Origin of the sequence: Shewanella sp. S23-S33 (assembly GCF_043359565.1) — a bacterium.
Taxonomy (GTDB): Bacteria; Pseudomonadota; Gammaproteobacteria; order Enterobacterales; family Shewanellaceae; genus Shewanella; species Shewanella oncorhynchi.
In genome coordinates this window covers 143,129-160,172 of record NZ_JBHFFD010000069.1, presented here as the reverse complement: position 1 = coordinate 160,172, position 17,044 = coordinate 143,129, and the positions used below count along the sequence as shown (strand labels likewise).

15 protein-coding genes are annotated in these 17,044 nt (G+C 45.6%); all 15 read left to right on the top strand.

The annotated features are described in order from the left end of the window. The first annotated feature begins 22 nt into the window (after positions 1–22). Positions 23–1,162: an FtsH protease activity modulator HflK gene (hflK, locus tag ACHA99_RS19660; RefSeq protein ID WP_028761770.1), complete on the top strand. Its 1,140-nt coding sequence runs from the start codon at positions 23–25 to the stop codon at positions 1,160–1,162. Positions 1,163–1,165: 3 nt separating this feature from the next. Further along, complete coding sequence (gene hflC, locus ACHA99_RS19655) at positions 1,166–2,059, top strand: protease modulator HflC (RefSeq protein ID WP_113939145.1); 894 nt, start codon at positions 1,166–1,168, stop codon at positions 2,057–2,059. Positions 2,060–2,429: 370 nt separating this feature from the next. Next, positions 2,430–3,020: a ubiquinol-cytochrome c reductase iron-sulfur subunit gene (gene petA / locus ACHA99_RS19650; protein WP_006080059.1), complete on the top strand. Its 591-nt coding sequence runs from the start codon at positions 2,430–2,432 to the stop codon at positions 3,018–3,020. Then, on the top strand, positions 3,020–4,234 hold the full coding sequence (locus ACHA99_RS19645; protein WP_105250274.1) for a cytochrome bc complex cytochrome b subunit: 1,215 nt from the start codon (positions 3,020–3,022) through the stop codon (positions 4,232–4,234). Before petA ends, ACHA99_RS19645 begins: the two co-directional genes overlap by 1 nt. Continuing rightward, complete coding sequence (locus tag ACHA99_RS19640; RefSeq protein ID WP_105250273.1) at positions 4,234–4,932, top strand: cytochrome c1; 699 nt, start codon at positions 4,234–4,236, stop codon at positions 4,930–4,932. The genes ACHA99_RS19645 and ACHA99_RS19640 overlap by 1 nt, the downstream gene beginning before the upstream one ends. 96 nt (positions 4,933–5,028) lie before the next feature. After that, positions 5,029–5,658, top strand: coding sequence for a stringent starvation protein SspA (gene sspA, locus ACHA99_RS19635; protein ID WP_006080065.1), 630 nt, complete (start codon positions 5,029–5,031; stop codon positions 5,656–5,658). After that, positions 5,658–6,095 carry a ClpXP protease specificity-enhancing factor gene (locus ACHA99_RS19630; protein WP_105250272.1) on the top strand — a complete coding sequence of 146 codons (438 nt, stop codon included), beginning with the start codon at positions 5,658–5,660 and terminating at the stop codon, positions 6,093–6,095. The genes sspA and ACHA99_RS19630 overlap by 1 nt, the downstream gene beginning before the upstream one ends. A 178-nt stretch (positions 6,096–6,273) precedes the next feature. Next, the gene (locus ACHA99_RS19625) at positions 6,274–6,858 is read left to right on the top strand and encodes an aminodeoxychorismate/anthranilate synthase component II (RefSeq protein WP_263145522.1); all 585 of its coding nucleotides are present in this window, start codon (positions 6,274–6,276) and stop codon (positions 6,856–6,858) included. Between the two features lie 179 nt (positions 6,859–7,037). Further along, positions 7,038–9,518 carry a prolyl oligopeptidase family serine peptidase gene (locus tag ACHA99_RS19620; RefSeq protein ID WP_263145525.1) on the top strand — a complete coding sequence of 827 codons (2,481 nt, stop codon included), beginning with the start codon at positions 7,038–7,040 and terminating at the stop codon, positions 9,516–9,518. Positions 9,519–9,723: 205 nt separating this feature from the next. Continuing rightward, the gene (locus tag ACHA99_RS19615; protein ID WP_263139774.1) at positions 9,724–10,869 is read left to right on the top strand and encodes an HDOD domain-containing protein; all 1,146 of its coding nucleotides are present in this window, start codon (positions 9,724–9,726) and stop codon (positions 10,867–10,869) included. Positions 10,870–10,923: 54 nt separating this feature from the next. After that, a complete protein-coding gene (locus ACHA99_RS19610; protein WP_263145527.1) occupies positions 10,924–11,835 on the top strand; it encodes an alpha/beta hydrolase in 912 nt (303 codons plus the stop codon). 308 nt (positions 11,836–12,143) lie between these two features. Further along, complete coding sequence (locus ACHA99_RS19605; RefSeq protein ID WP_105250267.1) at positions 12,144–13,361, top strand: aspartate aminotransferase family protein; 1,218 nt, start codon at positions 12,144–12,146, stop codon at positions 13,359–13,361. A gap of 127 nt (positions 13,362–13,488) precedes the next feature. After that, positions 13,489–14,508, top strand: coding sequence for an arginine N-succinyltransferase (gene astA / locus ACHA99_RS19600; RefSeq protein ID WP_393944515.1), 1,020 nt, complete (start codon positions 13,489–13,491; stop codon positions 14,506–14,508). 9 nt (positions 14,509–14,517) lie between these two features. Then, positions 14,518–15,978: a succinylglutamate-semialdehyde dehydrogenase gene (gene astD, locus ACHA99_RS19595; protein ID WP_393944513.1), complete on the top strand. Its 1,461-nt coding sequence runs from the start codon at positions 14,518–14,520 to the stop codon at positions 15,976–15,978. A gap of 209 nt (positions 15,979–16,187) precedes the next feature. Beyond that, the gene (locus ACHA99_RS19590; RefSeq protein ID WP_131523981.1) at positions 16,188–16,991 is read left to right on the top strand and encodes a 2-oxoadipate dioxygenase/decarboxylase family protein; all 804 of its coding nucleotides are present in this window, start codon (positions 16,188–16,190) and stop codon (positions 16,989–16,991) included. The last annotated feature ends 53 nt before the right edge of the window (positions 16,992–17,044 follow it).

Genomic DNA, 17,044 nt, shown 5'->3' with positions numbered 1-17,044 from the left:
TCATCCACTTATGGAGTGCTAAATGGCTTGGAACGAGCCCGGTAACAAGGGTAATGATCCTTGGGGAAATAAAGGTGGTAACGACAAAGGACCACCGGACCTTGACGAGGTTTTTCGTAATCTTTCAAAGCGCTTTGGCGGCAAAGGAAATGGCTCAGGCCAGTCTTTTAGTTCGTTTAGCCTAATCATCATTCTTGCTGTTGCTGTAGTTGTTTGGGGACTTTCGGGTTTTTATACAATTAAAGAAGCTGAGCGTGGTGTGGCACTGCGATTTGGTAAACACGCTGGCGAAATTGGCCCTGGACTTCATTGGAAAGCCACATTTATCGACCAAATTTATCCCGTCGACATTCAATCGGTTCGCTCTATTCCTGCGTCTGGTAGCATGCTGACATCCGATGAAAACGTCGTGAAAGTTGAGCTTGATGTTCAGTATCGTATTTTAGATGCTTACTCATATCTATTTAGTGCCGTCGATGCGAACGCCAGTTTGCGTGAAGCGACTGACAGTGCACTGCGTTATGTCATTGGACATAACAAGATGGATGATATTCTGACTACGGGCCGTGATGCTATTCGTCGCGATACGTGGAAAGAGTTAGAGCGCATTCTTGAACCGTACAAATTGGGTCTTGCTGTTGTTGACGTTAACTTCTTACCGGCACGTCCGCCAGAAGAAGTGAAAGACGCCTTCGATGATGCGATTTCTGCCCAAGAAGATGAACAACGTTTTATTCGTGAAGCTGAAGCTTATGCCCGTGAAATTGAACCAAAAGCTCGTGGTGAAGTTGAACGTATGGCGCAACAAGCGAATGCTTACAAAGAGCGTGAAGTCTTGGAAGCTCGCGGTAAAGTGGCTCGTTTTGAGTTGTTATTACCAGAGTATCAAGCTGCGCCTGAAGTGACTCGTAAGCGTTTGTATCTTGATACAATGCAGCAAGTGATGACAGATACGAATAAAGTGCTGATTGATGCTAAGAACAACGGCAACTTAATGTACCTACCGCTAGATAAGTTAATTCAGCAGAAGCCTGCGACAAATGAGCTGGAAGCTAAGCCACAGCAAAATGTTAATTCTTCATCTGTATCAACGACTCGCGCGAATGAGCCTTTGAGTGGACGTCCATCCCGCGATGATCGTACTCGCCAAGGGAGGGAGTAATCCATGGGTAGATTAAGCGTTATTCTTATCGCCGTGCTCTTAGGTATTGGTTTGTCATCTTTAATGGTGGTGAATGAAGGCGAGCGCGCTATTGTGGCGCGTTTCGGTGAAATTTTAAAAGACGACGTTGACGGTAAGCAAGTCACCCGCGTCTATGGTCCAGGCCTGCACATGAAAGTGCCTGTGATCGATAAAGTAAAATTACTCGATGCCCGTATTCAAACACTCGATGGTGCAGCTGATCGTTTTGTGACTTCAGAGAAGAAAGACCTTATGGTCGATTCCTATGTGAAGTGGCGCATTATGGATTTCGAAAAATATTACCTGTCTACAAACGGTGGTATTAAGTCGAATGCAGAATCGCTATTACAACGTAAGATCAACAACGATTTACGCACAGAGTTTGGTCGTCGCACTATTAGAGAGATTGTTTCTGGTAAGCGTGATGAACTGCAAAATGATGCGTTATCCAATGCCTCAGAAAGTGCAAAAGACTTAGGTATTGAAGTTGTTGATGTGCGTGTAAAGCAAATCAATCTACCGGCTAACGTCAGTAACAGTATTTACCAGCGTATGCGTGCAGAGCGTCAAGCTGTGGCAAAAGAGCATAGAGCGCAAGGTAAAGAACAGTCTGAAATTATTCGTGCAACGATAGATGCCAATGTGACGGTGAAGATTGCCGAAGCTGAACGTAAAGCCTTAACCATTCGAGGTGAAGGGGATGCGTTAGCAGCGAAGATATATTCTGATGCTTACAACAAAGATGCTGAATTCTTCGGTTTTGTTCGTAGCTTAGAGGCTTATCGAGCCAGCTTCTCAGGCAAGTCCGATATTATGGTGTTAGAGCCTGATAGCGAGTTCTTCAAGTATATGAAGAGCACTGCACCCAAGAAGTAATGCATTAAAAGTATTGATTTAATAGGTCCTGTTACTCAGGGCCTATTTTTTTATCTGGCGATTGTTAACTTAGTTTGAAAAGTCTGGGCTAATTTATATTAGCGATGCATGCTTTATGCCGATATCACAGACAAGAAGCTTAAAATATGATCCAAATGAATTAAAATGGGTTAATAGTTGGGTCTTTTTTAGGCTTTTTTTAAAAAACACGCAATCTCCCTAACTTACTTGCGTGTTTTCACTATGATCTGCTTCTAATTTTTAGCTATAATGAGCCCCGCTTCAAACTTCGATTTTTGACTCTAGTGATGACTAAGGGCTGAAAGTCTTTGAAATATAAAAATTCCAACACCCTCTGGGAGATAAGTGGATGAGCAATGCGCCAGTCGATACCGGACGTCGCAGATTCCTGACAGCCGCAACCGCCGTAGTAGGTGGTGCTGGTGCCGTCGCTGTAGCGGTTCCTTTCATCAAGTCATGGAATCCGAGTGCCAAAGCGAAAGCTGCAGGTGCACCGGTCGAAGTAAATATCAGTAAAGTAGAGCCAGGTCAGCTGATCCGTGTTGAGTGGCGTGGAAAACCTGTATGGGTTGTCCGTCGCACAGATGCTGTGATCAATGAACTGCCAACACATGATGATAAGTTAAGAGATCCTGCTTCTGCTGAGATGCAGCAGCCTGATTATGCAACAAATCCTTTGCGCTCAATTAAGCCAGAGTATTTTATTGCTGTCGGTATTTGTACCCACCTCGGATGTTCACCTACTTATTTGCCAGATTCATTTGGTGAGCAAGTTGAAGGTGTCACTTCTGGTTTCTTCTGTCCATGTCATGGCTCTAAGTTCGATATGGCTGGTCGCGTTTTCCAAGGCGTACCTGCTCCATTGAACCTAGTTATCCCTCCACATCAATACGTTGATGATGGCACCGTGATTATCGGTGTAGATAAAGGAGTGGCGTAATGGTTAAGAATTTAATTAATTGGATTGATGCGCGTATCCCAATGACGGCGACTTATAACCGTCACGTGGGTCAGTACGCTACGCCAACTAACTTTAACTTTTGGTATTTTTTCGGTTCGCTAGCGATGTTGGTATTGGTTAACCAATTACTGACAGGTATCTGGTTGACGATGAACTATGTACCAACAGCAGAAGGCGCATTCGCCTCTGTTGAATACATAATGCGTGATGTTGAATACGGTTGGTTGCTGCGTTATATGCACTCAACGGGTGCTTCAGCCTTCTTCGTTGTGATCTATCTGCACATGTTCCGTGGTTTAATTTACGGTTCATATCAGAAGCCTAGAGAACTACTGTGGCTGTTCGGTATGTTAATTTTCCTCGTGTTGATGGCCGAAGCCTTTATGGGTTATTTGCTGCCATGGGGTCAAATGTCATATTGGGGTGCGCAGGTAATTATCTCTCTGTTCGGTGCGATTCCAGTTATTGGTGACGACTTAACCCTGTGGATCCGTGGTGACTACGTGATCTCTGGCGCAACGCTGAACCGTTTCTTTGCGCTGCACGTTATTGCTCTGCCGCTAGTATTAGTCGTACTCGTGTTTTTACACTTAATTGCGCTGCATGAAGTGGGTTCTAACAACCCTGACGGTATCGAAATTAAGAAGAACAAAGACGAAAATGGCTGGCCAGTTGACGGTATTCCATTCCACCCATATTACACTGTAAAAGACATCATGGGCGTCGCGGGCTTCCTGATAGTGTTCTGCTATGTGTTGTTCTTTATTCCTGAAGGCGGTGGTTACTTCCTTGAAAAGCCAAACTTTGAAGCGGCTAACTCGATGAAGACACCTGAACACATTGCACCCGTTTGGTACTTCACTCCTTTTTACGCCATTTTACGTGCTGTGCCTGATAAATTGGGTGGCGTGATAATGATGGGTCTGTCGATTGCAGTACTGTTCGTATTGCCTTGGTTAGATCGCTGTAAAGTGAAGTCAGTTCGCTACCGTAGTACGCTACATAAGCTGAACATTGCTCAATTTGCTATATCTTTCATAGTATTGGGTTATTTAGGGGTAGTGCCTGCCACGCCGACGCTGACGATAGTTGCACAGGTGTTTACTTTCACTTACTTTGGTTTCTTTGTAGCGCTGTGGGTATACAGCAAGAATGAAAAAACTAAACCTGTTCCAGCGAGGTTGACACACTAATGAAAAAATTATTGATTGCATTAGTTACCTTGTTGCCGACGTTGGCTATGGCCGCGAGCGGACATAAAATTCATTTAGAAGATGCCAATGTTGATCTGCATGATAAAGCTTCTTTAGAGCGTGGTGTGGACCTGTTCCAACATTACTGTTCTGGTTGCCATAGCACTCAGTATCAACGTTATGAACGTGTAGCGACCGATATCGGTATCTCTGCGGATGATATGCGTAATAAGTATATGTTCACCGATGCTAAAATTGGTGAGTTGATGCAAAACGCTATTCCACCTAAAGATGCTGCTAAATGGTTTGGTGCTACACCGCCAGACTTAACTTTAGTTGCTCGTGTGCGTGGTGAAGATTGGGTTTATTCCTATCTGAAAGGCTTCTATAAAGATCCAAGTCGCCCATTTGGTGTGAATAACACAGTATTCCCATCTGTTGGTATGCCACATGTACTCGAAGAGTTACAAGGCACACCAGTTAAACAAGAAGATGGCACTATTGTGGTGACTGGCGGTAAATTGAATGCGGAAGAATACGACCAAGCAGTACGTGATATCACTGGCTTCTTAGTTTATTCGGCTGAACCTGTTAAGCTAGAGCGTCAAGCTATGGGCTGGTGGGTACTCGGATTCCTATTTATATTCTTTATTGTGGCCTACCTCTTGAAGAAAGAGTATTGGAAAGATGTACACTAGGCACCAATAACGGGTAAAATGTAATATCCGCATAGTGTAAACGGGGGGCTTTGCCCCTCGTTTACTTTTGTTTTATTTCGATTCTGGAGGGTATCAATGGCTGTTGCTGCCAACAAACGCTCTATCATGACACTGTTTTCAGGTGCTGATGATCTGTATAGCCATCAAGTACGTATCGTGTTAGCTGAGAAAGGGGTTACTGTTGATGTTTTACAGGTCGACCCTAACGAAATGCCTGAGGATTTGCTCGAAGTAAATCCATATAACTCAGTGCCAACTTTGGTAGACCGTGAACTCGTTTTATACGAATCACGTATTATCATGGAATATTTGGATGAGCGTTTTCCTCATCCGCCTTTGATGCCAGTTTATCCAGTGTCTCGCGGCCAAAGCCGTTTGATGATGCACCGCATCGATACTGACTGGTATTCGCTCGTTGACCGTATCCGTAAAGGTGATCGTGTTGAAGCGGCTCGTAAAGAGTTGACTGAAAGCCTGATCGCAATTGCGCCTATCTTCGGTGAAGTGCCTTACTTCATGAGCGAAGAATTTGGTCTAGCGGATTGCTACCTTGGCCCATTGTTGTGGCGCTTACCTGTATTAGGTATTGAGCTAGATAGCCGTGTAGCTAAAGATATCAAAGCGTATATGACACGTATTTTTGAGCGTGAATCGTTTAAAGCTTCTTTAACTGAAGCCGAACGCGAAATGCGCATGGGTATGTAATGAAACCTTTGACTCCAAATCGTCCTTATTTACTAAGGGCTTACTATGATTGGTTGATGGACAACCAATTGACTCCTCACGTTGTGGTTGATGCCTTTGTTGAAGGCACTCAAGTACCACAGCAATACGTGAAGGATGGCCAGATAGTGTTGAATATCGCTGCTGGCGCAGTGGGCAATTTGCAAATTAGCAATGAGTGTGTGGAGTTCAATGCGCGTTTTGGTGGTGTTCCTCAGCAGGTGATGTTGCCAATGGCGTCGATTGTCGCTATTTATGCCCGTGAAAACGGTGCTGGCACTGTCTTCGATATCGAAGATGCTTACCTGATGGACGATGAAGTCGATTCATCTTTATCTGTTGTTGAAACAACAGATAAAGCGTTTGAACCGACAGATGAGCCTCCTAAGCGTCGCAGTCATTTAACTGTGGTTAAATAACTGTGGTGAAATGCCCAAGTCGTTTAAAAACTAAGCCAGTCTAATGACTGGCTTTTTTGTCGCTGTATTTTATCGCCGTAATTGGTTAAACCTTAAGTACAAGGTGTGATAGCATTTGCGCCCGCATTCATCCGTTAGATATGCGTTACCTTTACCCATTTAGACCAATGGATCTTGTATGTTGCTAATGATCGATAATTACGACTCTTTCACCTTTAACTTAGTGCAGTATTTTCAGCAGCTAGGGCAAGAGATAGTAGTTAAACGTAATGATGAAATTAGCCTAGCCGACATAGAGGCACTTGCGCCTACTCATCTGGTGATTTCGCCCGGCCCTTGCACTCCCAATGAGGCGGGAATTTCCCTTGCGGCGATTGAGCATTTTGCTGCGCGCATGCCAATCTTAGGTGTCTGTTTGGGACATCAGGCGATGGCACAGGTTTTTGGTGCCAATGTAGTGCGTGCCGAACGGGTAATGCATGGCAAGGTCAGTGCAATTACGCACACTGGACAGCGGTTATTTAAGGGATTAAATCAGCCTTTAACCGTGACACGTTATCACTCGTTACTGGTTGATGCTGTGCCTGAAGGTTTTGTACTCGATGCTTGGTTTGACGATGCAATTCACGGCCGAGAAATCATGGCCATGAGCCATCAAGACTTACCGCTTTATGGGGTGCAATTTCATCCCGAATCAATTCTTACTGAGCAAGGTCTCGAACTGTTAGCCAATTTTTTAGCGCAACCGGCTGTGTCCGTATAATTTCCTCGCCTTAAAAACTCTCCACACTATCAATTTCTGTTACAAGATTTATCCTTCTTTTAAGCAAGTTTAGCGATTAACTATGCTATAACTGCCGCAAAACTACGCGAATAGGCGAAACCAGCAGATAAGTAGACTGGGTCATTTAGCCATTGCGATAACAATAAAAGGAAGGATAAATGAGAAGCGTAATGCGAAATTTGGGTTTTAGTGCGTTAGCGGTTGCCGTATTGGCAGGGTGCGCAGCGACATCGACTGAAACTGCAACTCCCGTAATAGCTCCGCCAGCATTCCAAGTTCCCTTAGCCCAACCGCCACAAGTTTCACAGGCGCTTACGCTTAATCAAATTATGGCAAATCCTGATTGGATGGGGATCTTTGCCAAAGAGGCTTACTGGAGCGACGATAGCCAAAGCGTGCTGTTTGCCCGCCAAGCGAGTGCTTCACCTCTGCGTAGCTATTATCAGCAAGGCATCAATGACAGCCGCGCCGTCGAGCTAGCTCTCGATAAGTTACATGCGGCAGATCAGCAGTTTGGCGTGTTTGATCGCACTAAGTCCCACAAGGCTTACCTATATCAAGGCAACATTTTTGTTAAGCAATTAAGCACGGGTAAAATCAGCCAACTGACTCGCCAGCGTAGCGCCATCGATGGTGTGCGTTATCTCAATAATGGCGATATCGCCTATTGGCAGGGCGACAATGTTTTCCAAATTCATCAAGATTCAGGCTTAGTCGAGCAACTTGCTGAAATTAAAATGGCGAAAGCACCAGAAGCGGTAAAAGAGCCGACGTCTTATATTGCGAAACAACAGCACAGATTGATTCAGTATGTAGCGCTGCAGCAAGAAAATGCTAAAGCTAAAGCGCAGTACCAAGATGAATTACAAAAAAACGATCCAACGCTCGCCGCCAGCACTTGGTATTTAGGCGATAGCGAAGTGGTGTCAGAGCTGAGTTTATCACCCGATGGCCGCTATATTTTAGTCGCGCTTACAGATAAAAATTACACAGGTAGCAGCGAACACGACATCATGCCTAATTACTTAGGTAGCGAAGGTTATATCGACCCAGTGCCAGTGCGCGCGCGCGTGGCTGAAGATACGCCACCAGGGCAACGTTTTGTGGTGCTTGATTTAAACCAACATAAAAAAGTCGATATCACAATCGAGGGCCTTACTGGTTTTGATGAAGATGTGCTAGCCAAAGTGAAAGCTGAAAATGCTAAAGCAAAAGGCGAAACTTATCAAAGCACTAAATCGCCACGTAAAATTCAGTTGATGCAGGATTGGGGCTGGACTCAGAGTGCGATTCAATGGCATGAGTCGGAAAATAAATTAGCCCTGATGCTAGAAGCAACTGATAACAAAGATCGCTGGATCGCCAGTGTCGATCTTGCTAAGGGTAAATTCATTACCGAACATCGTTTGCATGATGATGCATGGGTGAATTACGACTACAACCAATTCGGTTGGTTACCGGATACGGATACCTTGTATTACTTGTCAGAAGAGTCCGGTTATTCGCAGCTTTATATTAAAGCTCAAGGCGAAAAGCCGCGTGCGTTAACCCAAGGCAAGTTTGTGGTGAGTGATATTACGCTGTCACCGGATGCCAATTACATCTATTACAAAGCGAACCAGAGTCACCCCGGCATTTATAACGTTCACCGCGTGAATCTTGCCACAGGTAAAAATGAGCAACTAACCCAGTGGGATGGCAACTTAGATTACAGCTTAAGCCCCGATGGCACTCAGCTATTACTCAATGCTTCACGCCGTACTCAGCCAAATGAGCTTTATGTTCAACCCATTGGCGGCGAGTTAAAGCAGCTGACGTCTTATACCAGTGATGCCTTCAAAAATTACCCATGGCAAGCGCCAGAAGTGGTAGCAGTACCTTCAAATCATGGTGCTGGCAATGCGTACGCTCGAGTTTATCTGCCGCAAGGCTATGATAAGTCCCGCGCTGAGAAATATCCTGCGGTGATTTTCAATCACGGCGCAGGTTATCTGCAGAATGCCGATTATGGTTTTAGCGGTTATTTTCGCGAGTTTATGTTCCACAACCTGCTGACTCAACAAGGTTATGTTGTGATGGACATGGATTACCGTGGCTCTAAAGGTTACGGCCGAGATTGGCGCACCGCTATTTATCGCAATATGGGTCATCCAGAAGTGGAAGACTTAAAGGATGGCGTAACGTGGATGGCGACTCATACCCATGTCGATACTAAGCGTGTCGGTACTTATGGTGGCTCTTACGGTGGATTCTTAACCTTTATGTCTTTGTTTACCGCGCCGGACTTGTTCCAAGCTGGAGCTGCATTGCGTCCTGTGGCGGACTGGGCACATTATAATGCGCCATATACCTCTAATATCTTAAATACGCCTGAAGTTGATCCTATCGCCTATGAGCGCAGCTCTCCGATTGAGCATGCCCAAGGATTAACTAAACCACTACTTATAATGAGTGGAGTAATGGACGACAACGTTTTCTTCCAAGACAGTGTACGTATGGTACAGCGCCTCATTGAATTGGAAAAACCAACCTTTGAAATGGCGATTTATCCTGTTGAGCCCCATGGTTTCCGTCAACCTTCTAGCTGGTTAGATGAATACCGCCGCATCTATAAGTTATTTGAACAAGAACTTAAATAAATCAGTTCGATTTCTGTTAAAGGTCTCCTAGTCGAGGCCTTTTTATTGGGTAACTGACTAGGAAATATCCGATATAACTCTTTGTTTGCGTTCTGCGACTTTGCATTATTGCTAAGATTAAGTGTATGTGCTGAAATTGTAATGATTTTGAGAGTTTGATTGTGTTGACGTCACTCGGGCATTAGCGATATAGGAAAGATTTATAGTGGCGATTTCGGTTGCGGGCGGTGTAAGACCCGGCAAAATTATAGAGATAGAACATAGACTCTATCAACAATTGATCCTCGGAAAGCAAAAAGCGAGCCCGACTCTTTTGGATGAACTCGACCTTGAATTAGAGGCCGATGCAAATAAGTTAGATGTTGAACGCGAAGCCATTTTGGTGCGTTTGATGAAACAAATTAAAGCTAAAGAAGTGTTTGAAGCCGTATCGAGCCAGTTGCATGAAACTGTCATTAACGCCATCGAGCATCAACTCGCGTCCCCTGAATCTGTTCTGGCTAAGTCAGATATCAATGAGTCGCAAATCCTCTTGCTGGAATTATTGCTGGCAAAAAATCTCGATGCAACGCGATTAAGGCCACTGATCAGTAACTTAAGTTGGTTGTGCCGCGACTTAACCAACATGGTCAACAGCCCATCTTTTCGCGCTCGCCGGTCTCAGAGCTCAGATGTGCGGGTCACTGATATCAAATTAGTGATGAATTACATCGGTATCGAAAACCTTCGCACCATTATCCCTTACTTTTGTTTGCGAAATTGGCTTCCTAGTGGCAATGCTAAGTTGTTATGGACTACCCGTAAATTATGGCGCTACAGCATAGTCAGTGGCATAGCGGCCAATGCTTTAGCTCAGCTTCATAATACTGACTCAGCCTTGGTTTATAGTAGTGCCTTACTTAATCAGTTAGGTACATCCGTTGTATTGAGTTTAAGTGCCCGTTTATTCGACCAAACATGGGGATCTTGGATAAGAGAAGCCAGTAGCAGCCGTGATAAGGAAGTGTATGATGCGGTGATTGCCACTGAGTTTCCTGCTAAGGCCGTATTTGAACAAGTGCTAAGCCATGGTCTTAAACTTAATTGGCAATTATTAGAGTTACTTAAGTTTGAAGCGAGTCCCTTAACTCGGTTGTTAAAGGAGTTAGACCAAACCTTAAGCTATCGAGAATTGTCGCCTCAGTCGGCATTAGTCGCGCGGGCAAACTGTTATGCTAAGGTGGTATTGCTCGAAGAAATGCGTCAAATCGATCCCCAAGAAAAGCGCTTAATGTTTGATTATTATGAGTTAAATGAGCAAGAAGTACTGCGCTTAAAAGCACAAAACTATAGGAAGTTAGATCTGCTGTAATCCTCGGTCTGCTACGTAGCGCCATGATTGCGGCGTTTAAGTAGAGGAAGGGATATGCCAAGCTGGCAAGCATCTGTACTAAATACCATTTTATCCTATGTCGCTAGGCCATCCATCAGTCGTGGACAGGCCAAAATGCCCTTAGCGCAAGTGCGTGAAAAGTTGCTTGAGCTTGATAGACGTTGGCTCCCTTGGCCGGATAAGTTAGTCAGCGCTACCATCCCCTTACAACACTCAAACTTGTTACATTATGTGCTTCTCAACGAACCTTCTCGCCTTGGAAGTCTGTTTTATATCCGTGGCGGAGGCTTCTGTTTTAAAACGCCCCATGCCCATGCAAGATTGGTCGCAGATATCTGCCAGCGCTGTCAATTAGATGCTTATATTCCTGATTATCGTCTCTCTCCTGAGCATCCTTTCCCCGCACCATTTGATGATGTGCTTGAAGCCTATAGGCGGTTAATTGAGCTGAAAGGCACGAAGAATTTGATCCTCATGGGTGACTCGGCGGGCGGCAATTTAGCACTGAGTTTGTTGCTGGAATTAAAACGTTTAGCCCTGCCTTTACCGACCGCCTGTATCTTGCTATCGCCCGCGTTAGACTTGGCGCTTACGGGGGATACTGAGTTGATACTCGCAGCCGACGATCCCTTCTTCACCATAGAGGCATTGCTGCGCTTACGTGGCGCTTATCTTGCTGGGGCCGATCCTATGTCGGCAAAAGTTTCCCCCTTACAAGGGAACTTGGTAGATCTGCCGCCCATCTTAGTGATTGCGGGTACGCGGGAGTTATTATTACAGGATTCTGAACGTTTAGTCGCCCAAATAAAAGCCTGTGGTGGTGAAATAACGGGCTGCTTTTACCCTAACATGCCCCATGTGTTTCCTCTGTTCAATTTATTACCCGAAGCCCTTGAAGTGAGGTCGAAAATTGGCCATTTTGTGCTTTCACACTTGATTCGTTAAAATGGTGTAGTTATTCACATTCAGTGAATAGCTAGCAAAATGAGGGGTAAATAACTTTTTTTCTGACTAATTATGCTGCAAGCCACGGGCTTAAACGCTTGTATAGTTCTTAAACTGCAATCTTTATGCACTTTGGGTGGAAGTGCGTGGATTGATGTTTGTGAAAAACTGGTATTTTGATCACATTTTCGCTAATAATGGTTATTAATAGACACAAGCAATCCCAGTATCACTAACTCTAGATAAAGATACCTATGGGACTCTGACGGTGCAAGGCGCCGTTACACAAACACAAAGGACGAAGAAGAATGAGCGTTGATATGAAGTTGGACCGTGCCCAGTTTGACGCAGTGATGGTGCCTAATTATGCGCCTGCTGCCGTAATCCCTGTTCGTGGCGAAGGAAGCCGAGTTTGGGACCAAGAGGGCAACGAGTTTATCGATTTTGCTGGCGGTATTGCGGTAAATTGCTTAGGTCACTGTCATCCAGCCCTTGTGAATGCTCTTAAGACACAAGGTGAAAAATTATGGCATTTGTCAAACGTAATGACGAATGAGCCTGCCTTGGCATTAGCGACTAAATTAGTTAATAGCACGTTTGCCGACAAAGTGTATTTTGCCAACTCTGGCGCCGAAGCCAACGAAGCCGCATTAAAACTTGCCCGTCGTTATGCCTTAGAAAAACATGGCGTTGAGAAAGATGAAATCATAGCGTTCGATAAAGCTTTCCACGGCCGTACATTCTTCACTGTCAGTGTCGGTGGACAAGCTGCCTATTCCGATGGCTTTGGTCCTAAGCCGCAGAGCATTACTCACCTGCCATTTAACGATGTTGCCGCCTTAGAAGCCGCAGTAACCGATAAGACTTGCGCCATCATGCTTGAGCCGCTGCAAGGCGAGGGCGGTATTATTGATGCCGATCCTGCATTCTTGAAAGCCGTGCGTGAACTGGCTAATAAGCACAATGCACTAGTGATTTTTGATGAAGTCCAAACGGGTGTGGGCCGTACTGGTGAACTGTACGCTTACATGGGTACTGAAATCGTGCCTGACATCTTAACCACAGCTAAAGCGCTCGGTGGTGGTTTCCCTATCGCAGCTATGCTGACAACGGCTGAGATTGCCGAGCATTTAAAAGTGGGCACTCACGGTTCTACCTACGGTGGTAACCCGTTAGCCTGCGCTATCGGTAATGCTGTATTAGATGTAGTGAACACACCTGAAGTGTTAGATGGCGTAAAACATCGCGAGCAGTTATTGCGTGATGGTTTGAACAAAATCAATGAAAAATATCATGTTTTTTCAGAAGTACGCGGTAAAGGTTTACTCTTAGGGGCCGTTCTTAATGAACAATACCAAGGTCGTTCACGCGACTTTTTGGTGGCCTCTGTCGCTGAAGGCTTAATGAGCCTGATGGCGGGTGCTAACGTGGTGCGTTTTGCTCCTTCTCTGGTGATCCCTGAGGCAGATATTGCTGAAGGTCTAGCTCGTTTTGAACGTGCTGTGGCGAGCATCGCTGCCGCCTAAATGACCAAAGGAGTGCTGAATTTATTCGCACTCCTTTTTTGTCAGGGAATACTTACCTGCATCACTGCCTGTCTTTTTGAAGAGAGGTGCCTTGATGCACGGTAAGCCAAAGTGAGGAGACACTAAGATGTTAATCATACGTCCTATTCAGGCTGGTGATTTTGAGGCCTTATATCAAATTGCCGAAGAGTCTGGTCATGGTTTTACGTCATTACCTGTGAATGCGGATCTGCTCAGACATAAAATTGCTCGAGCAGAAGCCTCATTCGTCAAAGCCGTAGAGACTCCCTTCGATGAAGGTTATCTGATGGTGCTGGAAGATACCGATACCCGTGAAGTGGTGGGAACGTGCGCCATCGAAGCGGCGGTGGGAATGGAAGATGCGTTCTACCATTATCGACTCGGTACCGAAGTCTATCATTCTGAACAAATTGATGTGCGTAACGAGGTTGAAACACTCACCCTTTGCCATGACTACACTGGCGCTGCTGAGATGTGTACGCTGTTTTTGCGTGAAGCATATCGCAAGGGCAACAATGGCCGCATGTTATCCCGCAGTCGCTTTCTGTTTTTAGCTCAACATGCGAAGCGTTTTGGCGAAACTGTGATTGCCGAAATGCGCGGTGTAAGCGACGCCGAGGGGCATTCACCTTTTTATGGTTGGTTGCAAAAACACTTTTTGGGCATAGATTTTATTCAGGCGGATTATCTTTCTGGCTTAGGTAAAAAGGCATTTATGGCCGAAATGATGCCACGAAATCCTGTCTACGTTTGTCTGTTGCCTGAAGAAGCGCAGAAAGTGATTGGCGAAGTGCATACCAATACCCGTCCTGCATTAAGTTTACTGCAGGCCGAAGGTTTTAGATGCCGCGGTTACGTGGATATTTTTGATGGTGGTCCAACGGTTGAGTGTCGTTTATCGGACATTCGCGGCGTGCGTGAAAGTCGTTTATTGACCGTCGATATTGGTGACATGGTCGAAGCCGACACTCAATTTATTATCTCAAATACCCAATTAGCCAATTATCGAGTGACGTCTGCTGCACTGGCCGTGGACGACAAATCCGAACATATCATCATTAGCCCTGAGCTGGCCGCGGGTTTGTTACTCGCAAAAGGCGATCAAATCCGTATTTTGGCAATGTAGGAATAACCAATGACACATTATATTCAAGGCCAGTGGCATGCTGGCAAAGGTCATGACGTGACCTCAATTAACCCTGCCAATGCACAATCTATTTGGACCGGTAAAACGGCCACTGCAGAACAAGTTAATGCCGCCGTTGATGCCGCGCGCGCCGCACAGTTTGATTGGTTTATGTTAGGTTTTGATGCGCGTTTAGCCATAGTTGAAGCGTATCGCAGCCAACTCGAAGCCAATAAAGCGGAACTGGCTGAAACAATTGCCCAAGAAACCGGTAAACCTCAGTGGGAAACCGCGACTGAAGTCGGCGCCATGATAGGCAAAATTGCTTTATCGGCTGCGGCTTACAATAAACGTACGGGCACAGAAGCCAACGATACGCCAGCAGGACGTGCGGTTATCCGCCATAAGCCCCACGGTGTTGTGGCGGTGTTCGGTCCTTACAACTTCCCTGGTCATTTGCCGAACGGCCACATAGTCCCTGCGCTGCTGGCTGGGAATACCGTGATTTTCAAACCTTCAGAGCTCACACCTAAAGTCGCCGAGTTGATGGTCAGCCTATGGGATAAAGCGGGTCTGCCTGCTGGCGTACTTAACTTAGTCCAAGGTGAGGTTGATACGGGTAAAGCACTGGCTTCACACCCGCAGCTCGATGGTCTGTTCTTTACCGGTAGCTCACGCACGGGTCATTTTTTACATCAACAATATGCCGGTCATCCGGGCAAGATTTTAGCACTTGAGATGGGGGGTAATAACCCACTGATCATCAAAGGTGTGCAGGATATTAAGGCCGCAGTGCACGATATTTTGCAGTCGGCTTATATTTCATCTGGCCAACGTTGCACTTGTGCGCGCCGTTTATATGTCGAGCAAGGCGAGCAGGGTGATGCGCTGATTGCCATGTTAGTCGATGCGGTTAAACAGATTAAAGTCGGTCCTTGGAATGCGCAGCCACAACCTTTTATGGGCTCAATGATTTCTGAAACTGCCGCTAAGGGTATGGTTGCGGCGCAGGCGAATCTGTTGAACTTAGGCGGCGTGTCTTTGGTCGAGTTGACCCATCTAGAAGCGGGTACAGGCTTAGTGTCTCCTGGCCTTATCGATGTGACAGCTATTGATGTCTTGCCGGATGAAGAATACTTCGGACCTCTACTGCAGCTGGTGCGTTACAGTGATTTTGATCAAGCGATCAAATTGGCTAACCAAACGCGTTACGGCTTGTCTGCGGGATTACTTGCCGATAGCCGTGAAGATTATGATTATTTCCTCGCGCGTATTCGTGCTGGCATTGTTAACTGGAACAAACAAATCACTGGCGCATCGGGCGCGGCACCTTTTGGTGGTGTTGGGGCTTCGGGTAACCACAGAGCGAGTGCTTTCTATGCCGCCGATTACTGTGCTTATCCGGTCGCTTCGGTCGAGGCTGATGCCGTGAGTTTACCCGCGACATTAAGCCCAGGTTTGAGCTTGTAAGCGGGTAGAGATTTGACTTTTATGTGGTAAAGAATATGTGGGCAAGAGGAGGAAGGACTAATGTTCTTCCTTTTTAATAACAAGCAGTAACGTTACTTGAGTTTCTACTGTGGGTATGTGTGACGCTGCAACAGTGGCATTTAGGTCGTTACATTTAGTGTTCGCGGCAAAATAACAGCAATAACCGCAGCACAATAAAAGGAGTTTTTATGCATACCGACATCAACGCGTTATTTGCCGCTCTGTGGCAAGACTATATCCAGATGACCCCTTCTGCGGCAAAAGTGCACGCGTTGTTGGGTCATGGTAAGCCGATCATAAACGACCATATTGCCCTGCGTACTTTCAATATCGCTAAGGTGAATTTGGATGTACTCGCTAAGCATTTCACTTCGTTAGGTTATGTACCTTGCGGTGATTATAAGTTTGAACAGAAAAAACTGATCGCTAAGCATTTTGAACATCCAGATTCGACTCAGCCTAAAGTGTTTATCTCTGAGCTGTTGGTTGAAGAATTTAGCCCTGCGTTGCAAAAAACTATTCAAGGCTTAATCGCCCAAGTGGATGCTGCTGCGACTACCGCTGACAACTTTATTTACTCCGGCCGTCATTGGTCTTTAGATGCTAAAACCTATCAGGACTTATTAACTGAGAGTGAATATGCAGCTTGGGTAGCGGCTTTTGGTTATCGCGCTAACCATTTCACTGTGTCTATCAATCACCTCGACGGTTTTGAGACTTTAGAGTCAGTGAATGAAGCTCTGAAGCAAGCGGGCTTTGTGCTTAATAGTTCAGGTGGCGAGATCAAAGGTTCGCCAGAAGTCTTGTTAGAACAGTCTTCGACTATGGCCGATAAGATTGGTGTTGAATTTACTGACGCGACAGTGGAAATCCCAAGCTGTTTCTATGAGTTTGCACTACGTTATCCTATGGCTAATGGCGAGCTCTACACAGGCTTTGTGGCGGCATCTGCCGACAAGATTTTTGAAAGCACCAATGTGAATAAAGTCTAACGTCCTCAAATTGCTTTCTGCATAAAAAAACGCCATCAATTCGATGGCGTTTT